Annotated in this window: 17 protein-coding genes; 10 read left to right on the top strand and 7 right to left on the bottom strand. The window is 71.2% G+C overall.

Annotation, left to right across the window (positions count from 1 at the left end):
* The first annotated feature begins 5 nt into the window (after positions 1–5).
* Together modB and CUC05_RS25425 are read left to right on the top strand one after the other, a co-directional pair.
* Entirely contained in the window at positions 6–776 is a 771-nt protein-coding gene (modB, locus tag CUC05_RS25430; protein WP_108667787.1) for a molybdate ABC transporter permease subunit, read from the top strand.
* Positions 773–1,834 (top strand): sulfate/molybdate ABC transporter ATP-binding protein, encoded by a 1,062-nt coding sequence (locus CUC05_RS25425; RefSeq protein WP_108667786.1) that lies wholly within the window; start codon positions 773–775, stop codon positions 1,832–1,834. Before modB ends, CUC05_RS25425 begins: the two co-directional genes overlap by 4 nt.
* 77 nt (positions 1,835–1,911) lie before the next feature.
* Here the strand turns inward: CUC05_RS25425 and CUC05_RS19370 are convergent, their stop codons facing one another.
* Both CUC05_RS19370 and CUC05_RS19365 read right to left on the bottom strand, forming a co-directional pair.
* Complete coding sequence (locus tag CUC05_RS19370; protein ID WP_157965782.1) at positions 1,912–2,622, bottom strand: DUF4352 domain-containing protein; 711 nt, start codon at positions 2,620–2,622, stop codon at positions 1,912–1,914.
* 13 nt (positions 2,623–2,635) lie between these two features.
* Positions 2,636–4,456, bottom strand: a complete 1,821-nt coding sequence (locus CUC05_RS19365) for an acetyl/propionyl/methylcrotonyl-CoA carboxylase subunit alpha (protein WP_205712439.1) — start codon at positions 4,454–4,456, stop codon at positions 2,636–2,638.
* Between the two features lie 223 nt (positions 4,457–4,679).
* On the opposite strand from CUC05_RS19365, the gene CUC05_RS19360 reads away from it, so the two are divergent.
* From CUC05_RS19360 to CUC05_RS19335, 6 genes are all read left to right on the top strand, one after another.
* On the top strand, positions 4,680–5,123 hold the full coding sequence (locus tag CUC05_RS19360) for a plastocyanin/azurin family copper-binding protein (RefSeq protein WP_108667783.1): 444 nt from the start codon (positions 4,680–4,682) through the stop codon (positions 5,121–5,123).
* Between the two features lie 184 nt (positions 5,124–5,307).
* Positions 5,308–6,339 carry a cell wall-binding repeat-containing protein gene (locus CUC05_RS19355; protein ID WP_157965781.1) on the top strand — a complete coding sequence of 344 codons (1,032 nt, stop codon included), beginning with the start codon at positions 5,308–5,310 and terminating at the stop codon, positions 6,337–6,339.
* A 50-nt stretch (positions 6,340–6,389) separates the two neighbouring features.
* A complete protein-coding gene (locus tag CUC05_RS19350) occupies positions 6,390–8,084 on the top strand; it encodes an alkaline phosphatase D family protein (protein WP_108667781.1) in 1,695 nt (564 codons plus the stop codon).
* Between the two features lie 36 nt (positions 8,085–8,120).
* Positions 8,121–9,665, top strand: coding sequence for an alpha/beta fold hydrolase (locus tag CUC05_RS19345; RefSeq protein WP_108667780.1), 1,545 nt, complete (start codon positions 8,121–8,123; stop codon positions 9,663–9,665).
* Positions 9,666–9,759: 94 nt separating this feature from the next.
* The gene (locus CUC05_RS19340; protein ID WP_108667779.1) at positions 9,760–11,259 is read left to right on the top strand and encodes an LVIVD repeat-containing protein; all 1,500 of its coding nucleotides are present in this window, start codon (positions 9,760–9,762) and stop codon (positions 11,257–11,259) included.
* A gap of 198 nt (positions 11,260–11,457) precedes the next feature.
* Entirely contained in the window at positions 11,458–11,718 is a 261-nt protein-coding gene (locus tag CUC05_RS19335; RefSeq protein ID WP_157965780.1) for a DUF2470 domain-containing protein, read from the top strand.
* A gap of 9 nt (positions 11,719–11,727) precedes the next feature.
* Here CUC05_RS19335 and CUC05_RS19330 read toward each other — a convergent pair whose 3' ends face one another.
* The 3 genes from CUC05_RS19330 to CUC05_RS19320 form a co-directional block, all read right to left on the bottom strand.
* Positions 11,728–12,534 carry an ABC transporter permease gene (locus CUC05_RS19330; protein WP_108667777.1) on the bottom strand — a complete coding sequence of 269 codons (807 nt, stop codon included), beginning with the start codon at positions 12,532–12,534 and terminating at the stop codon, positions 11,728–11,730.
* Positions 12,531–13,523, bottom strand: coding sequence for an ATP-binding cassette domain-containing protein (locus CUC05_RS19325; protein ID WP_108667870.1), 993 nt, complete (start codon positions 13,521–13,523; stop codon positions 12,531–12,533). Before CUC05_RS19325 ends, CUC05_RS19330 begins: the two co-directional genes overlap by 4 nt.
* 138 nt (positions 13,524–13,661) lie before the next feature.
* Complete coding sequence (locus tag CUC05_RS19320; RefSeq protein WP_157965779.1) at positions 13,662–13,913, bottom strand: acyl-CoA carboxylase subunit epsilon; 252 nt, start codon at positions 13,911–13,913, stop codon at positions 13,662–13,664.
* An 83-nt stretch (positions 13,914–13,996) separates the two neighbouring features.
* On the opposite strand from CUC05_RS19320, the gene CUC05_RS19315 reads away from it, so the two are divergent.
* Entirely contained in the window at positions 13,997–15,109 is a 1,113-nt protein-coding gene (locus tag CUC05_RS19315; RefSeq protein WP_108667775.1) for a DNA alkylation repair protein, read from the top strand.
* Between the two features lie 26 nt (positions 15,110–15,135).
* On the opposite strand, the gene CUC05_RS19310 is transcribed toward CUC05_RS19315, so the two are convergent.
* On the bottom strand, positions 15,136–15,615 hold the full coding sequence (locus CUC05_RS19310; protein WP_108667774.1) for a PH domain-containing protein: 480 nt from the start codon (positions 15,613–15,615) through the stop codon (positions 15,136–15,138).
* 13 nt (positions 15,616–15,628) lie between these two features.
* Positions 15,629–17,182 (bottom strand): acyl-CoA carboxylase subunit beta, encoded by a 1,554-nt coding sequence (locus CUC05_RS19305; protein ID WP_108667773.1) that lies wholly within the window; start codon positions 17,180–17,182, stop codon positions 15,629–15,631.
* 163 nt (positions 17,183–17,345) lie between these two features.
* On the opposite strand from CUC05_RS19305, the gene CUC05_RS25420 reads away from it, so the two are divergent.
* On the top strand, positions 17,346–18,653 hold the full coding sequence (locus tag CUC05_RS25420; RefSeq protein WP_205712438.1) for a hypothetical protein: 1,308 nt from the start codon (positions 17,346–17,348) through the stop codon (positions 18,651–18,653).
* Positions 18,654–18,660: the final 7 nt, after the last annotated feature.

The raw sequence follows: 18,660 nt of genomic DNA, 5'->3' as shown, positions 1-18,660 counted from the left end.
GACACGTGAACCGAACCGCCGGCCCCCTGCACCCGCTCGCCGCCATCGCGGTCGCCCTCCTGGCGCTGCCGCTGCTGGCGTTGGTGTTCGCCGCGCCGTGGTCGACCCTGCCCTCCCGGCTGTTCGACGAGCGGGTGATCGGGGCGATGACGCTGTCGATCGTGACGGCGTCGATCGCCACGGTGGTCGTCGCGCTCGTGGGCGTGCCGCTGGGATGGGTGCTCGCCCGGGACGAGCGCTGGTCGTGGCTCCGTCCCGTCGTGCTGGTCCCCATGGTGCTGCCACCGGTCGTCGGCGGTGTCGCCCTGCAGCTGCTCTGGGGCCGGTCCGGCGTGTTCGGGGAGGTCCTGGCCGGCATCGGCATCGTCGTCCCCTTCACCTCCGCTGCGGTCGTCCTCGCGCAGGTGTTCGTCGCCCTGCCGTTCTGCGTCCTCGCGGTGGAGACCGGCGTCCGTGGCGTCGATCCCCGCATGGAGGAGATGGCCGGCGTCTACGGCATGTCCGGCTATCGGCTGTTCAGGCGGGTCACCCTGCCGCTGGCCGGGCCCGGGATCCGCGCCGGACTGGCCGTGGCATGGGCCAGGGCGCTCGGGGAGTTCGGCGCGACGATCACCTTCGCCGGCAACTTGCCCGGCCGGACCCAGACCATGCCGCTGGCCACCTACCTGCAGCTGCAGACCGACCAGCCCTCGGCCGTCCTGCTCAGCCTGCTGCTGCTCGCGATCAGCTTGCTGGTCCTCGTCGGCCTGCGTGGCCGCCTGGGTGTGACGACATGACCGCAGGGGTCCCGGGGGAGCTGCACGTCCACGTCGTCGTCCCCGACCGTGACGTCGACGTGGCGTTCACCGCCGAACCCGGCGAGGTCATCGGTGTGGTCGGTCCCTCGGGTGCTGGCAAGACCACGGTGCTGCGGGCGATCGCCGGCCTCGACCGGCCGCATCGGGGCACGGTTGCCCTGGGGGAGGAGGTGTGGGACGACGGCGGACGGCGACGGGTGCCCACCGCCGACCGCCGCGTCGGGCTCGTCCTCGCCGAGCCGTTGTTGTTGCCACACCTGGACGTGCGCACCAACGTCGCCATCGCCCTGGACGCCGGGGTCGGCGGCCCCGACGCGCTGGTGGATGCCGACGGCTGGATCGACGCCCTCGGGCTGTCGGAGATCGGCCACCACCGGGCCGACACCCTGTCTACGGGGCAGGCCCAGCGGGTGTCGCTCGGGCGGGCGCTGGCGTCGGATCCGCGGGTCCTGTTGCTGGACGAGCCGCTGGCGAACCTCGACGTCCGCACCCGGGCAGAGGTTCGCCGCCTGCTGGCCACGGTCCTCGCGCGCATCGAGGGGCCAACCGTGATCGTCACCCACGATCCGGTCGACGCCTACGCGCTGGCCGACCGGCTCGTCGTGGTCGAGGACGGCACGGTCAGCCAGTCCGGTGACCTGCGCGCCGTCACGCGGCGGCCGCGGACCGACTGGGTCGCGGCGCTGGTCGGGCTGAACCTGTACCGGGGACGGGTCGAGGACGGACGGTTCCACCTGGCCGACAGCGACCAGAGCCTGGCGGTGGCGACCGACGTCCGCGGTCCCGCCCTCGCGACGATCCTCCCGCGAGCGGTGTCGTTGCACCGCGGGCGCCCCAGCGGCAGCCCGCGCAACGTCTGGCACGGCGGCGTGGTCTCCGTCGACGGACGGGCCGGTCGCATGCGGGTCTCCATCGCCGGGCGGGTCCCCATCGTGGCCGAGGTGACGGCGACCGCCGTCGCCGACCTCGAGCTCGGCCGCGGCGGTGGCATCTGGGTGTCGGTCAAGGCCACCGAGATCGACGTGTTCGCCGACTGAGCGACAGCCCGGGGTGAGTCAGCGAAGGGCCGGGCAGCGAAGGCCGGTCAGCGAAGGGCCGGTCAGCGAAGGGCCAGTCAGCGAAGGGCCAGGTACGCCGGTTCGCTGGTCGCGAACGCGCGGCCCAGGACGATGACGGCGTCGGTGATGACGTCCACGGCTTGCCGGACCTCGTAGACGACGATCCCGCGCTGTCGTTCGCCGGGCTTCATCTCCCCGCCGGGCCCCGGCGGTTCGTGGAGCGTCGCCACCCGCACGTCGACGAACGTGCCGTCGGTCAGCAGCATCTCGGTGGAGAACGACGCGGAGAACGTCCGCGGCTCGGTGCCGAGGTGGTGCACCTCCATGTCGAGGCCGACGAACCGGCTGCCCTCCTCCGGCACCGAGATGGTGTTGACCGGTTCCAGCGGGTCGACGATCCCGTGGATCGTGACCTCCCAGCTCCCGCTGACCGCCGGGGTGCCCAGCGGCACCGTCGGCAGGCTGAACGTCGGGCTGCCGCCGGCGTCCGCTGCCGGCTCCGAGGCCGCGGGTGCGACCGTCGGGTCGGCGCCGGCGGGCGGTGCCGGGATCGGCTCGAGCCGGTCGTCGAGCTGCAGCTCCGGATAGGTCTTGTCCTCGCCCTGCTGGTCCTGCTGGTCCTGCTGGGCCGTGTCCGTCGTCGCCGCAGACGCGGGGGCCGACGTGGGGGCCGCTGTGTCCGCGCCACCGCCTCCGGCGCAGCCGGACAGCAGCAGCGCCGCCACGAGGGCGGCGCCGACTGTTCGGGGATCGGTCACGATCGGCACCGACCCCATCGTCCTACGCGTCGGCGATCGTGGCCAGCACGTCCCCGGAGTTCACGACGGCGCCGGCCTCGACGGGCAGCGCGGTCACGGTCCCGGCCTTGTGGGCCTTGATGGCGTTCTCCATCTTCATGGCCTCCAGCACCACGACCAGGTCGCCCACCTCGACGGTGGCGCCCTCCTCGACGGCAACCTTGACGATGGTCCCCTGCATGGGGGCCGCCAGGTCGTCACCGCTGGCTGCGGCACCGCCGCTGCCGGAGGAACCACGCGTGCGCTTGGCCTTGGTGGGGGCCGGTGCCGCTGCGGCGGCGAGCCCCCGGACGGTGACGGCGAGTCGCTTGCCGCCGACCTCGACGGTCACCTCCTGTGCGGGGGCCTCGTCGTCGTCGGCCGCACCCGGCATCGGGGCGACGGGGATACCCGACAGGTCCCACTCCTTCTCCACCGAGATGGTCGCCGTGTTGGCGGTGATGAAGTCGTCGTGCTCGAAGGCGACGCGGAAGAAGTCCACGGTCGTGGGGACACCCTCGATCTCCAGCTCGGTCAGGGCACGAACCATGCGCCGGCGGGCCTGGTCGCGGTCGGAACCGGTGGTGATGAGCTTGGCGATCAGCGAGTCGTAGGACCGGGGGATCTCCCAGCCCGCCTCGCCGACGCCATCGACGCGCACACCCGGGCCCGACGGTGCGCGCCACCCGGTGATCAGGCCGGGGGAGGGGACGAAGCCCATGCCCACGTTCTCGGCGTTGATGCGCGCCTCGATGGAGTGGCCGGTCAGCTCGACGTCGTCCTGGGTCAGGGGCAGCGCCTCGCCCGCAGCGATCCGAAGCTGCCACTCCACCAGGTCCATGCCGGTGACCTGCTCGGTGACGGGGTGCTCGACCTGCAGGCGGGTGTTCATCTCCAGGAAGAAGAAGTCGCCGTCGCCTGCGCCGGGCGAGGACGCCGTCGCGGGGTCGTAGAGGTACTCGCAGGTGCCGGCGCCGGTGTAGCCGACCTGCTCGCTGACGCGGACCGCGGAGGCACCCATCGCCGCACGGGTGGCGTCGGACAGCCCGGGCGCAGGCGCCTCCTCGATCAGCTTCTGGTGTCGGCGCTGCGTGGAGCAGTCGCGGTCGCCCAGGTACAGGGTCGTGCCGTGGGTGTCGGCCAGGATCTGGATCTCGATGTGGCGCGGACGGGCCAGGTAGCGCTCGACGTAGACCTCACCCCGACCGAAGGCCGCGACCGCCTCGCGCTGGGCGGAGTCCAGGGCCTCCTGCAGCTCGTTGTCGGCGTTGACGACCTTCATGCCGCGACCACCACCGCCGTAGGCAGCCTTGATGATCAGCGGGTAGCCGTGCTCGGCCGCGAAGGCCTTGACCTCCTCGGCGTCGTCGGTGGGCTCCATCATCCCCGGCACCAGCGGGCACTCGGCGGCCTTGGCGGCCTCGCGAGCGCTCAGCTTGTCGCCCATCTTCACGATCGACTGGGGCGGCGGGCCGATCCATGTGACGTTCGCGTCGGTCATCGCCTGCGCGAAGTCGGCGTTCTCGCTGAGGAACCCGTATCCGGGGTGCACCGACCGTGCACCGGACTGCTCGATGACCTCCACGATCCGCTCGGTGTTGAGGTAGGACTCCGCGGGCGCTGCACCGCCCAGCAGGTAGGCCTCGTCGGCGTAGCGCAGCCACGGGGCGTCACGGTCGGCCTCGGAGTACACCGCCACGGTGGGCAGGCCCAGGTCGCGGCACGTGCGGAACACACGCAGGGCGATCTCCCCACGGTTGGCCACCAGAACCGGCCCGAGAGAGGCGAGCGCGGAGGAGGGGTTGGCGGATGCAGAAGCGGACACGGGTCGACCCTTTCGACGGCTGAGCGGTCGTTCGCCGGGATGCTAGCGGTCGGACACCCGAAGCCTTCAAGCGAGGGCTGCGTGACCTCGCTTCGCGCCGGGCACCCTGTCCGTCGTACCCTCCGCAGTCGGATAGCTCCGTGCCGACCGCCGCGACGTCCTTCGTTGTGCCGGCTCGGTCACGCCCCGACTACTCACGCGTCCTGCAAGGAGTCATCAGACCATGCGTCGCACGTCCATCGTCCTCGTCCTCGTCCTCGGCATGTTCCTGACGGCGTGCAGCGCCCAGGAGCCAGAGGTCGTCCTGAACGAGCAGGTGCCCGCCGCGCAGGCGGTCGCCGAGGTTGCTGAAGGCGAAGAGGGCGAAGCGGCCGCCGAGGCCGACTTCGCGTCTGCCGAGGCCGTCTGGGTCGCCGAGCAGCTGGCCTTCACCAGCGCCCCCTCCAGCATGCCTGCCGACGAGGTCGTCATGGGCCTGCAGGTCATCGGTGGCCTGCCGCACAACGTCATCTTCGAGGGCCTCGAGGGCGACCGCGTGCTGGTCGACGGTCCGGGTGAGGGCGAGTTCGCCGCGGTGAACACGATCCCGGCCGGCACCTACACCTACTACTGCGGTATCCCGGGCCACCGTGCGGCCGGCATGGAGGGCGAGATCACGGTCGGGTAGCCCCTCCGGCGTCGGTCCGGCGTCGTCGTTCGGGGGTCGTCCACCGGTCGGCTGGGGGCAACCAGCCGGCCATCGTGGGTTCACCTGCCGTGGTTACCGTCCGGTAGGTGCGTGGGCGAGCAGTCCGCCGCGCGCGTCCTGACCTCGTCCCGGGGTCGGGTTCGTCCTGCCCGAGGTGTTCGCCGTGCTGTCCCCGTTGCCCCCGTCGCGTCTCCGTCGTCGTGCCCCCTGGATGGTGGCGGTCGCCCTCGCCGTGGGACTCGTCCCGGTCGGCGTGGCGATCGCCCAGTCCGCTCCCGCAGCGGTGCGCCTGGAGGGGACGGACCCCTCGAGCCAGGCCATCGCGGTGTCGACGGCGACGTTCGACGACGCCGGTGGGGCCGGGACGACCGCCCGCCACGTCGTGCTCGGGCGCGACGACGAGTTCGCCGACTCGCTGGCGGCGGGCCCGCTGCTCGACGGCGGGCCGTTGCTGTACGTGCCCGGCGGCCCCGACGGGACGCTGCCGGGTCCGGTCGCGACGGAGCTGCAACGGCTCCTGCCCCCGGCTGCCGACGTGTTCGTCGCGGGCGGGGCCGCCGCGGTCTCCGAGGACATCGTCAGCGCCGTCGAGGCTCTCGGGTATCGCGTCGTGCGGCTCGCGGGGGAGGAGCGCACGGCCACGGCCGCGGCCATCGCGGACGAGGCGACCACGCTGTACGGCCCCGCTGACACCGTCCTCGTCGCGCGAGCGGACCGCTGGCCCGACGCCGTCGCCGGTGGGGCCCTCGCCGCCAGCGAACGGCTCCCGCTGCTCCTCACCGACGGATCCGGCGCCTCGGCGGCCACCGTCGACTGGCTCCGGGCCCACCCCGACCACGAGGTCGTGGTGCTGGGCGGCCCCGCCGCCATCGAGGCGTCGGTGTTCACCGCGCTGGACGCCGACCGGCGGGTGACCGGCCCGACTCGCGCTCACACGGCCGCCGCCATGGTGGCCGAGTTCGGCACCGACGTGACCGGCACCACCATCGTCCAGGGCTTCGCCGACGATGGCTGGGTGCTCGCCAACGCCGGCGCCACCCTGCTGCAGCCGCTGCTGCTCAACGGGCCGGACGTCGACACCCTCTCCGGCGTCGTCGTCGAGGCGCTGGCCGGCCGCAACGGCGAGCTGGTCGTGCTGGGCGGGACCGACCGCGTCGGCCCCGCTGCCCTGACCGCCGCCGAGGACGCCCGCTGACCGCGGGCCCCCGTCGCCTCCCTCCTCCTCCAGCACCGAAAGGGCACATCGTGTCGACCACCTGGACCCGCCGTTCCTTCATGTCCGCCGCAGCAGCCGCCGGGGTCGGCGGGCTGATGCTGCCCTACGGGGTCGGCATGCTGCGCGACGACGCCGAGGCGCAGATGCAGCCGCTGGGCGTGCGCTTCGACGCCGCCCCGTTCCCGCTGGGCGTCGCCTCGGGTGACCCGACCGCGGACAGCGTCATCCTGCAGACCCGCCTGTCGGATGCCCCCTTCGACCTCGACGCCCCGTGGGGCACCGTCCCCGAGGACGTCGAGGTGGAGTGGGTGGTGGCCGAGGACGCCCGCCTGCGTCGCGTCGTGGCCCGGGGCACGGTCGGCTCGTCGTCGGCCACCGGACATGCCGTGCACGTCGACGTGACCGGACTGGAGCCCGGCAGGGTGTACTGGTATCGGTTCGCCGCGCTCGGGGCGACGTCACGCATCGGGCGGACCAGGACGGCCGGCATCGCGCCGCTGCAGCAGCTGCGGATCGCCTACTTGTCGTGCCAGAGCTTCCCCCACGGCTACTTCACCGCCTACCAGAACCTCCTCCAGGAGGACGTGGACGTGGTCTTCCACCTCGGCGACTACATGTACGAGTACGGCGAGGGGGGCTACGGCGACCTGCGTTCCAGCCCCCCGGTGGACCAGGTCTTCTCGCTGAACTCCTACCGTGTCCGCTACGCCGCGTATCGCGGGGACCCCTGGCTGCGGGCCTGTCACGCCCGCTTCCCGTTCATCACGACGTGGGACGACCACGAGATCGACAACAACTGGGCCGGGGAGACCCCGGAGAACACCACCGACGTCGGAAACGCCACCCCGGTGGCGTACGCCGAACGGCGCTTCAACGCCTTCCAGGCCTACCACGAGAACCTGCCGATCCGGCCCGCACCGGACCGCAACGCCGTGAACGCCCCGGACTACCAGATCTACCGTCAGTTCGTCTTCGGCGACCTGCTGGACCTCAGCGTCCTGGACACTCGGCAGTACCGGACCGACCAGCCGTGCGAGAACCCGCTGACGGGTGGTGAACAGTTCGTCGTCGCGCGCTGCGCCGAGCAGGACGACCCCGACGCCACCATGCTCGGCGCCACCCAGAAGGACTGGCTGTTCGGCAACCTGTCGACGTCGACCACCGCATGGCGCTGCATCGCCCAGCAGGTCATGGTCAGCCAGCTGCGCACCCTCGGGCTGCCCGCCGAGGTCCCCGACGGCGGTGCCGGCAACCTGTACTTCAACATCGATCAGTGGGACGGCTACCGGGTCGAACGCCAGGCGCTGCTGGACCACCTGGCCGACAACGCCATCCCCGACACCGTCGTGCTGACCGGCGACATCCACTCCCACTGGGTGTTCGACCTGACCCGGGACTTCGACGACGCCGGTGCCCCGTCGGTGGGCACGGAGTTCGTCGGCACGTCCGTTACCTCCCCGGGCTTCGAGCAGGTCGGCGGCAACGAACCGGTTCGCAGCGACGCGTACCTGCACAACCGCCACCTCAAGTGGTTCGAGGGCACCCGCAAGGGCTACGCGATCATCGAGTTCACCCCCGACGGGGTGACCAACACCTACAGGGTCGTCGACACCGTGGAGGAGGACCGGTCGGGCGTGTCCACCCTTGCGGCCTTCCACGTCCCCCGTGGCGGGACCGTCGAGCAGGTGGCCGGCGACAGCGCCAACCCCCTCGGCACCGCGTAACGCTGGCGAAACGGACCGGGCGTATCGTCGCCCGGCATGGGTACCTCCGACGTCCTCTCCTGGCGACAGGTCGACGTCGACGGCGTGCCCACGCGGTACGCCGTCGGTGGCGAGGGGCCACCGGTCCTGTTCCTCCACGGCTGGGCGCTGGGGACGCGCGCCTACCGTCGGCCGCTGCGACGGTTGATCCGCCGCGGATGCCGCATCTACGCGCCCGCCCTGCCCGGACTGGGGGGTACCGCCGACCTGGCGCCACATGCCCGGACCGTCGCCGGCTACGGCTGGTGGGCGGCCCGGTTCCTGGCGTCGGTCGGCGTGTCCGAGCCGGTGATCGTCATCGGGCACTCCTTCGGCGGGGCGGTCGCCATCGGGATGGCCCACTCCCAACCGGACCTCGTGCAGTACCTGGTGCTGCTGAACGCCGTGGGCGGGGGACGGTGGTCGGGCCTCGTGGGCGACAGCCGACCGCTGGCCGACCGCCCGCTGTGGGACTGGGCGATGCACTTCGCCCGCGAGGCGGCCGTCGCCACGACCGATGTCAAGGCGATCCGCTCGGTGGTGCCCGAGGTGGTGGGCAACCTGGTCCGCAACCCGATGGGGGTGTGGCGGTCGGCCCACATGGCCCGCCGGGCCAACCTGACCGCCGAGCTGGCGTGGCTTCGATCTCGGCGGATCCCGGTCCTGGCGCTGACCAGCGACGCCGACTCCGTCATCCCGCAGGCTGCCTTCGAGGCGCTCTGCGCCGCCATCGGCACCGACGGCCACGTGGTCGCCGGCCGGCACTCGTGGCTGCTGACCGACCCGGACTCGATGGGCGAGGTGCTGGCAAACGTCGTCGACGTGCAGGTCGCCGAGCACCGCAGCCGCACCAACGCCAGCCGGCTGGAGGCCCTCGACGACCTGCTGTCCCAGACGCCGATGTCGGCGGAGGACCGTCGCCGGCTGCTCGACGAGGCGTCGCCGCTGTGGCTGATGAGCGAGGACGAACGCACCCTCGCCGGTGACCTGGCGCTGTGCACGCCGCCGCTGGAGGACGGGGAGGTCCGTGCCGTCGTCGTGCCGATCGAGGACAGCCGCCTGCTGCGGCTGACCGTCGTCGCCCATGACCGCCCGGGCCTGCTGGCCGACACCACCGCGATCCTGGCTGGGGAGGGCCTGTCGATCCTCGGGGCCAGCGCGATCACGTGGGCTCGCCTCGGCATGGCGCTGCACTCCCTGACCGTCGAGCCCGACGAGCACTTCTCGGTCCAGCGCTGGAACGCCATCGGCGCGCGGCTGCAGCAGGCCGACGGCACGCCCGTGCCCGTCCCGACCCCCCGCTCGTCCGCCCCCGTGGTGCGCATCCACGGCCAGACCGAGGACCGGACCCTGGTCACCGTCGAGGCCGATGACCATCTGGGCACGCTGGCGGCGATCTGCCGCTGGCTGGCCGACGAGGGCGCCACCATCGAGTCGCTGGGCACCCGCAGCGTCGGCGGCCGTGTCGTCGACAGCTTCGTCACCCGCGGGAAGGTGCCGACGGGCATGCCGCGCCTGACGGGGCGCGTGCGCTCGCAACGCGCACGCACCACCGCGGCCTGACGGAGGGGGATCGGCGCCAAGTCGTGCAGGAGGACCGGGCTCGGGTGTCGAACAGAGCGGCGACATCCCCTCAACGTCCAAGGAGCAACTCCGGATGCGTGCACGCCTCGTCGTCCTCCTCGCACTCCTCCTGCTGGGCAGCGTCGCTGTCCCGGCCGGGGCGATCGACGCACTGTCGGTCGTCCGCAGCGAGACCGGTCCCGTCGACCTGCTGCAGCTCGACCAGCAGGTCCTGACGTCCGACAACGTCACCTACCACGGCACCATCCCGATCGACTCGCCCGGTGTCGGCGGCGAGGTCGTCCACCGCGAGGACCTCGACAAGACGTTCTTCTACGCCACCGGGGCGAAGGGCCTGTCGATCTACGACATCACCGACCCGGCCCTCCCGATCCTGGTCAGCACCTTCCCGTTCTGGCACGCACAGAACGAGGACGTCCGGACCTCCGCGGACGGCACGATGGTCATGATCGCCGCCGACGGCTCGATCCTGGTCCCCATCGCCCCGCTGACCGTCGGCATCACCCTGATCGACGTCACCGACCCGGCCCTCCCCGAGATCGTCGCGTCCTCCAACGACCTGGTCATGGGACGCGGGACCAACCGCGGCATCGCCGAGCACACCGCGGAGTGCGCCGTCGACGACTGCTCGGTCATCTACGGGCGGACCGGCCGCATCTACACCGTCGACTTCGAGGCCGGCACGATCACCCCGATCCAGCGCCAGTGGAACCAGTTCCTCGACCCCACCACCGGGCAGTTCCGCCAGACCACCCAGATCCACGCACTCGACCGGGACGAGTCCGGCCTCGTGATCGCCGACTCCACCCCGCGCCTGGTCCTGGACCCCCTCGGCCTGTTCGAGCCGCTGGCCACCCCCGAGAACCCGGCGGTGCTGTCCATCGGCGAGCGTCCGGTGAACGACGACCGGCTGCAGCACAACAACCGCCGTCCCGGCGCCCTGGACTGGACGCCCCGTGATCCGTCCGACCCGGCCGACGCCATCGAGACCCGGACCGTCACCGGCCGGGAGCGGAGCCTGTCGGAGCTCGACGACCGACCCGTCCTGCGCGAGGGCGAGCTGCTGATCGGCAACTCCGAGTCCAACCTCAACACCGGCTGCAGCGCCGCCGGCGGCCTGAGCACCTGGTCGATGGCCAACTTCGACCAGGGCGCGGAGATGCAGCCCCTGGAGGTCTTCCGTCCGCTGAAGGGCACCTACGTCGACGGCAGTCCGCTCGTCAACGCCCTCGGCTGCTCCGGCCACTGGTTCACCATCCGCGACGGTGTCGTGGCGGCCAGCTGGTACGAGCACGGCATCCACTTCTTCGACATCGACATGGAGGTCGGCACGATCGACGAGGTCGGCTTCTTCCAGCCGATCGCCACCGAGGCCGGCGCGGCCTACTGGGTCGACGACGAGTTCGTCTACTCCGTGGACTACGCCCGCGGCATCGACATCGTCAGCTTCGACCGGGGCGCCCCCACCCCCTCGCAGGTCGAGCTGGACAACGCATGGCTGACCAACCTCGGCATCGTCGGGTCGGTTGCCCCCAACGAACGCGCGTGGTGCCGCCTGGCCGCCACCGGCTGACGCACGACCGACGGCTCGACGGGCCCCGGCTGGATCACGGATCCGGCCGGGGCCCGCGCCGTTGCATCGCCCACCCGGCGCCTGTCGGGTTCTGGGCCGTGGGTGGTGATTTCCCGACACGCGGCGGGGTTGTGCGGGCGCGATCCTCCGACAAGGTGGACAGGCATGGACCGGCCGGTCGCGGGCACACTGCCGCCCATGAGCGACTACCAGCGGGCCGTTGACCACATGAACGCCGACCACGCCGACGCGCTGGTCGACATCGTCCGCCACGTCACGGGGATGCACGTGACCGACGTGACCATCACCGCGATGGACGACCGGGGGTTCGACGTGGACATCGCCGACGACGACACCGACGGCACCGCCCGCATCCCCTTCCCTGGCGGGCCGATCGACCCGTCGGAGGTCCGGCAGGTCATGGTCGACATGACCCGCCGGGCTCGCGAGGAGGCCTGACCGGGCGGGTCAGCCCCGCTCGGTGGTCCGCTGGTACTGCCGGGCCGACAGGGGCACGAAGATCGCCAGGATGATGCCGATCCAGATCATCGTGTAGAGCACCGGGTGCTGCAGCGACCACACATCCGGGGCGGGGATGTTGGCAGCGGTGTTGCCGAAGAGCTCACGCGCCGCCTGTGTCACCGACGACACCGGGTTCCATTCGGCGAAATGTCGCAGCGGGGTGGGCAGGTTGTCGGACGGCACGAACGTGTTGGCGATGAAGGTGATCGGGAAGATCACCATGAACGAGGCGTTGTTGACGACCTCGGGTGAGGGCACCAGCAGCCCCACCCACGCCATCATCCACGAGATCGCGTACGCGAAGGCGAGCAGCAGCAGGAACCCGCCGATCGCCTCCAGCGGGGTGCTGCGGATCCGCCAGCCGATGATCAGTCCGGTCACCGACATCACGATGATGACGAGCACGTTGTTCACCACGTCACTGGCCGTGCGTCCGGCGAGGACCGCCGAGCGGGACATCGGCAACGACCGGAAGCGGTCGATGATGCCCTTCTGCAGGTCCTCGGCCAGCCCGGCCCCGGTGATCGTCGCGCCGAAGATGACGGTCTGGGCGAAGATGCCGGCCATGAGGAACTCGCGGTAGTCCACTCCCGGCGGGGAGATCGACCCGCCGAAGACGTAGGCGAACAGCAGCACGAACATGATCGGGCTGAGCAGCGTGAAGACCAGCAGGTCGGGAACCCGCTTGATCTTGATGAGGTTGCGTCGCGCGACGATGCGCGAGTCGCGGAACGTCCGGGCCATGGTGCTCATCGGGTGGCCTCCTGGGTCGTCGCGGCCGCGTCGGTGGCGTCGGTGGTCGTCTCTGCCCGATGGCCGGTGAGGGTGAGGAACACGTCGTCGAGGGTGGGGCGGCGCAGGCCGAAGTCCAGCACCGCGACGCCGGCGTCGTCCAGGCCGTCGAGCAGGCGACGCAACGACGAGGCGCCGTCGGCAACCTGGGCGGTCAGCAGGCGCGACTGGGGGGTGACTCGCACGTCACCGACGGCGTGGGTGGCCAGCACGGTGCGGGCGCGGTCGACGTCCTCGGGGCGTTCCACGGTGACCTCGGCCCGTTTGCCACCGACCTGGGCCTTGAGCTGGTCGGCGTCGCCCTGGGCGATGATGCGGCCGTGGTCCATGACGACGATGTCGTCGGCCAGCTTGTCGGCCTCCTCCAGGTACTGGGTGGTCAGCAGGAGGGTGGCGCCGCCGTCGACCAGCTCACGGATGACGTCCCACAGCTCGTTCCGTGCGCGCGGGTCCAGTCCCGTCGTTGGCTCGTCCATGAAGAGCACGGGCGGCCGCGCGACCAGCGCTGCGGCGAGGTCCAGCCGTCGCCGCATGCCGCCGGAGTAGGTCTTGATGATCCGGTCGCCGGCGTCGGTCAGCGAGAACTGCGCCAGCAGCTCGGTCGCGCGGGCCTTCGCCTTCGAGCGGGACATGCCGTACAGCTCGCCGACCATCTGCAGGTTCTCGACCCCGGTCAGGTACTCGTCGACGGCGGCGGACTGGCCCGACAGGCCGATCAGCTCGCGGACGCCCGACGGGTCGGACAGCAGGTCGACCCCGGCGATCGTGGCGCGTCCGGCGTCGGGCTTCAGCAGCGTCGACAGGATCCGGACGGCGGTGGTCTTGCCCGCGCCGTTGGGACCCAGGACGCCCTGGACGGTGCCTTCGGGGACCGACAGGTCGATGCCCGCCAGCGCCGTGACGTCGCCGTAGGCCTTCGTCAGCGCCTCTGCGTGGATCATCGCGTCCACGGGATGCTCCTGAGTGCGTTCATCGGCCACACGCTACTCGGGGCGTCGACGACGAGGTCCCGACGCGGGTGCCGCCTCCTGACAGGTGTGTGTCAGGAGACCGGTCGTTCAGGTGGTGCTGGCCGGACGGGCGGCGGGTCAGGTGGCCGCGGGAGGAAGCGCACCGGAGGTGCGGTGGGTCAGCCGCGGGTCGTTGGAGGCGATGAAGGGGGCCTGGCCGATCGCCTCGAAGCGGGCGGCGCGAGCCCACGCCGGTGCGCGGTGCACGGGTTCGGGGGCGCTGCCGGCGCCGAGGCCCAGGACCGCGACGGTCACGGCAGCCAGCTCCTCGTCGGTGGGGTTGCCCGCCGTGACGTGGATGCTGACCGAAGGGGTGTCGTCGCTGCTCACGCCGACGATCCTGCCATGGCGATGGCAGCAGCCCACAACCGGCAGCTCGTCGGGCGACCGACAGGGGCGCTAGCGTCCCGCCCGTGGCAGACACCCTGAAGTCCCGGTTCGGGCCCGACGTCGTCCACGGCCTGGCCACCGACCTGTCCCGCGTCGATCCGACCTTCGACGTCGACGGCTTCACCGCCATGGCACTCGACGGGTTCGAGGCGCTCGAGCTGACCGACCGGTCCCGCCACATCGCAGGTGCCCTTGCCGTGCACCTGCCCGGTGATCCGACGTCGGCGATGCACATGATCGTGGCGGCGCTCGGCGACCCCCTGGGCGAGTCGCTGGAGGGCATGGACGCCTTCCGCTACATGCCCTACGGCCACTGGGTTGCCACGCACGGACTGGCTGACGTCGACGCGGCCCTCGACCTCCAGCACGCCCTCACCCAACGGTTCACCGCGGAGTTCAGCATCCGCACCTTCGTCCAGCAGGCTCCCGAGGCGACGATGGCCCGCCTTCGTCGCTGGGCCACCGACGACAACCACCACGTCCGACGGTTGGTCAGCGAGGGCACGAGGCCGCGCCTGCCGTGGGCGCCCGTCCTGCGCGAATTCGTCGCCGACCCCTCGCCCGTCCTGGCCCTGCTGGAGCTGCTGCGGGACGATCCCTCCGAGTACGTCCGCCGGTCGGTGGCCAACAACCTCAACGACATCGCCAAGGACCATCCCGACCTCGTCGTCGACATCGCCGCGCGGTGGTGGGCCGACGGCGACGACACCCGGCGACGGCTGGTCCGCCACGCCCTGCGGACGTTGGTCAAGCGGGGCCACCCCGGCGCGCTGGCGGTCCTCGGGTACGCGGCGGACGCCGCGGTGGTCGTGGACCGTGTCACCGTCGACCCGCCGGTCGGGGTCATCGGCGATCGCGTGCGCATCACCGTCGACGTGCGCACGCCGGCGTCGACCCCGACCCCTGCCCTGGTCGACCTCGTCGTCGGCTTCGTGAAGGCGGATGGTTCGGTGCGGCCCAAGGTGTTCAAGGGCGCCGAGCTCCTCCTCGAACCGGACATGGCCCAGCAGGTCGTCAAGACCGTCTCGCTGCGGCAGCACACCACCCGCACCCACCACCCCGGACCCCACACGGTGGCTGTCCAGGTCAACGGGCGGATCGTCGGCGAGGCGGTTCCGTTCGAGGTGGTCCGGTGACCGTCCGGCCCCGCGACGGACGTGGCTCAGCGGCCGGTGACCCTCGCCACGAACGACTGCGGGTCGGCGGGACTGACGGTCACGATGCCGACGTCGGTGGTGACGGGCACCACGGTGGCGTGGTCACGGCTGGTCAGGTACGCACGGTAGGTGCCGATGTCGCCGCGGCGGAAGCGGCCGTAGTAGCCGAACCCGCCGCCGGAACCAGCGATCCGCAGGCCCATGCGGCCCGGCTCCGACATCTCCGCCAGCCCCCGCAGCGGTGACCGGAACGGGCGCCAGGCGTTGCGGTTGACGACGAGGTCGCCGCCCTGCACCTCGTAGGACCGCGGCGCCATGGCCCAGCTGAAGGCCAGGATGACGACGTACAGCATCGCCACGAGCGGCCCGACGGCCGGACCGGCCACGGTCCACAGGACGACGCCGATGACGACGAGCATCACGACCAGCACCGCGGACACCACCCTGGCGGTGCTGTCCAGCGGTGCGGCGTCGAACTCGGTCATGGCGGTGTCGAACCTAGAGGGGGATGTTGCCGTGCTTGCGCGGTGGCCTGGACTCGCGCTTGGACTTGGTCAGCTCCAGCGCCTTGATCAGCATCGGGCGGGTCTGCGACGGCTCGATGACCTCGTCGACGTAGCCGCGCTCGGCAGCGATGTAGGGGGTCGCGAACCGCTCGTTGTAGCCGTCGATGATCTCCTGGCGCTTGGCCTCGGGATCCTCGGCCTCGGCCAGCTCGCTGCGGTACAGGATGTTGACCGCACCCTGTGCACCCATCACGGCGACCTCCGCCGACGGCCAGGCGAAGTTCATGTCCGCACCGGCGTGCTTGGAGCCCATCACGTCGTAGGCCCCGCCGTAGGCCTTGCGGGTGATGACGGTCAGCTTCGGCACCGTCGCCTCGCAGTAGGCGTACAGCAGCTTGGCGCCGTGGCGGATGATGCCGCCCCACTCCTGCTCGGTGCCGGGCAGGAACCCGGGCACGTCCTCGAAGGTGATGATCGGCAGGTTGAACGCGTCGCAGGTCCGCACGAAGCGCGCCCCCTTCTCCGACGCGGAGATGTTGAGGGTGCCGGCCAGGGACATCGGCTGGTTCGCCACGATGCCGACGGGATACCCGTTCAGCCGTGCGAAGCCGGTGACGAGGTTGGTCGCCCAGTGCGGCTGGACCTCGAAGAACTCCTCGTCGTCGACGACCCGGGTGATGATGTCCCGCATGTCGTAGGGGACGTTCGGCGAGTCGGGCAGGAAGGTGTCCAGCGACTCGTCGACCCGGTCGGGGCTGTCGCTGGGTGCCTCCCAGGGCGGGTCCTCGAGGTTGTTCTGCGGCAGGAAGCTCAGCAGGTACTTGATGTCCTCGATGCAGGCCGGCTCGTCGTCAGCGGCGAAGTGGGCCACACCGGACCTGGTGTTGTGGCTCATCGCGCCACCGAGCTCCTCCATGGACACGTCCTCACCGGTGACGGTCTTGATGACCTCCGGGCCCGTGATGAACATGTGCGAGGTCTCCTTCACCATGAAGATGAAGTCGGTCATCGCGGGGGAGTAGACGGCGCCGCCGGCGCAGGGGCCCATGATCGCCGAGATCTGGGGCACCACGCCGCTCGCCTGGACGTTGCGGTAGAAGATCTCGCCGTACCCGCCCAGCGCCACCACACCCTCCTGGATGCGTGCACCGCCCGAGTCGTTCAGGCCGATCATCGGGACGCCCATCTTCAGGCTGAGGTCCATGACCTTGACGATCTTCTCGGCGAACACCTCGCCGAGGGACCCCCCGAAGACGGTGAAGTCCTGCGCGAAGACGCAGACCTGCCGGCCGTCGATCGTGCCGTAGCCGGTCACGACCCCGTCGCCGGGGATCTTCTTCTCCTCCAGCCCGAATCCGGTGGCGCGGTGGACGGCGAGCCGATCGGTCTCGACGAAGGATCCTTCGTCGAGCAACAGGTCGAGGCGCTCGCGCGCGGTCAGCTTGCCCTTCGCGTGCTGCTTCTCCACCGCCCTCGCGGATCCGGCGTGTTCAGCTTCGTCGATGCGGCGACGGAGCTCCTGCAGCTTCTGTTCAGTGGTCGACATCGGAGGCGGATCCTAGTCGGCATCCATGCACCGCAGCGATTCGAGCACCTGCACCGGGGTGCGGACCACCGTTCCTTACACGGTCCTTTCCGCCTCGTCGGATCCCCGGGGGCCCTGTGTAGGGTCACCGGGCAGTACAAACCTTCTGAGGGGAAGCAACATCGTGAAGACCCGTTACATCGCCCTGTTCGCCGTGCTCGCACTCGTGCTCGCCGCATGTGGAGGAGGGGAGGAGGCGTCGGACACGACGGCCGCCGATCCGACCGACGAGGCCGCCGCCGAGACCGTCGAGGACACGCCCGACCCGACCGAGGAACCGGCCGCCGAGGAGGCCGAGCTCACCCAGGTGGACGCCGAGCCCACCGAGGACGCCGCCCCGGCTGCCGATGACCCGCGTGCCGCCGACGCCGCCGCGCTGGCGGCCATGATCGACGGCGAGTCGTTCCCCTACGAGCTCGAGGACGAGCAGGCCAACGGCCCCCTCTTCCTCTACCTGGCGGCCACGGAGACCGACCCGACGCTGGTGCGCGCGGCGCTGCAGGCGCTCGACGAGAGCTACTGCCCCGGGGAGTTCGACGGGTGCAACCCGATCGACGAGGAGTTCCTGTCCGTCGTCACCAGCCACCTGTCCGCCGACACCGATCCCAACATCGTGACCGCGGCCATCGAGCTGGGCGGCAAGGCGCTGAACCTGGACGAGGAGCCCGCCGAGCTGCTCGACGCGATGCTCGCCCTCGCCGCCGACATCGACGATCCAGCCCTGGACGCCGCGGTGGCCAACGAGATCTGGCAGGCGGACTGGGAGGGCAACCCGGCCGTGGAGGCCCTCTACCTTGAGGCCGTCAGCTCCGACGTCGACTACCTCAACAAGGTGGGAACCTTCCGCATCGAGACGGGCAGCCCCAGCCAGCTGGCGGCTTTCGACGACTTCTACACGGCGCTGACGGCCAACCTCGGCCACGAGAACTTCGCCATCCACGGCGGGTCGCTCAAGGCCCTCGGTGAGATGATGGCCACCGTCGACCGCAGCGACCCCCGCTGGCAGGAGGTCTACGACGCGGCCGACGTCGCCCGGACCAACGTCCACCCCTTCGTCCGCGGTGCCGCCATGAACGCCTGGGAGTCCATGAAGGCGCTGGAAGCCATCCCGACCGTCATCAGCGATCACCTGGCCGACTTCGAGGACGGTGGCCTGGGCTCGGTGTCGTTCACCGCCTACGACGGCCGGTCGGACTCGATCGGCTTCGACATCTCCGCCTGGTCCAACGTGACCGACGCCGCCATGACCATGCTGTGGTGGTCCACCAGCGGCCAGGACTGGCACTTCGACTACCTCGGTGACTACGACATCGAGCTGGGCGAGGGGGCGCCGGAGGTCGACGACCAGATCGCCGCCATCGCCGACGAGGCCCGCGCGTGGTTCACCGCGAACGAGGCCGCCATCGCCGCCGCCGCCGCAGGCGGCGCGTAGGGAGGGC

It is taken from the genome of Euzebya rosea (assembly GCF_003073135.1).
In the GTDB taxonomy this organism is placed as follows: Bacteria; Actinomycetota; Nitriliruptoria; order Euzebyales; family Euzebyaceae; genus Euzebya; species Euzebya rosea.
Note: the sequence above shows the minus strand (reverse complement) of the source record. Positions and strands in the feature narration are given on the sequence as shown.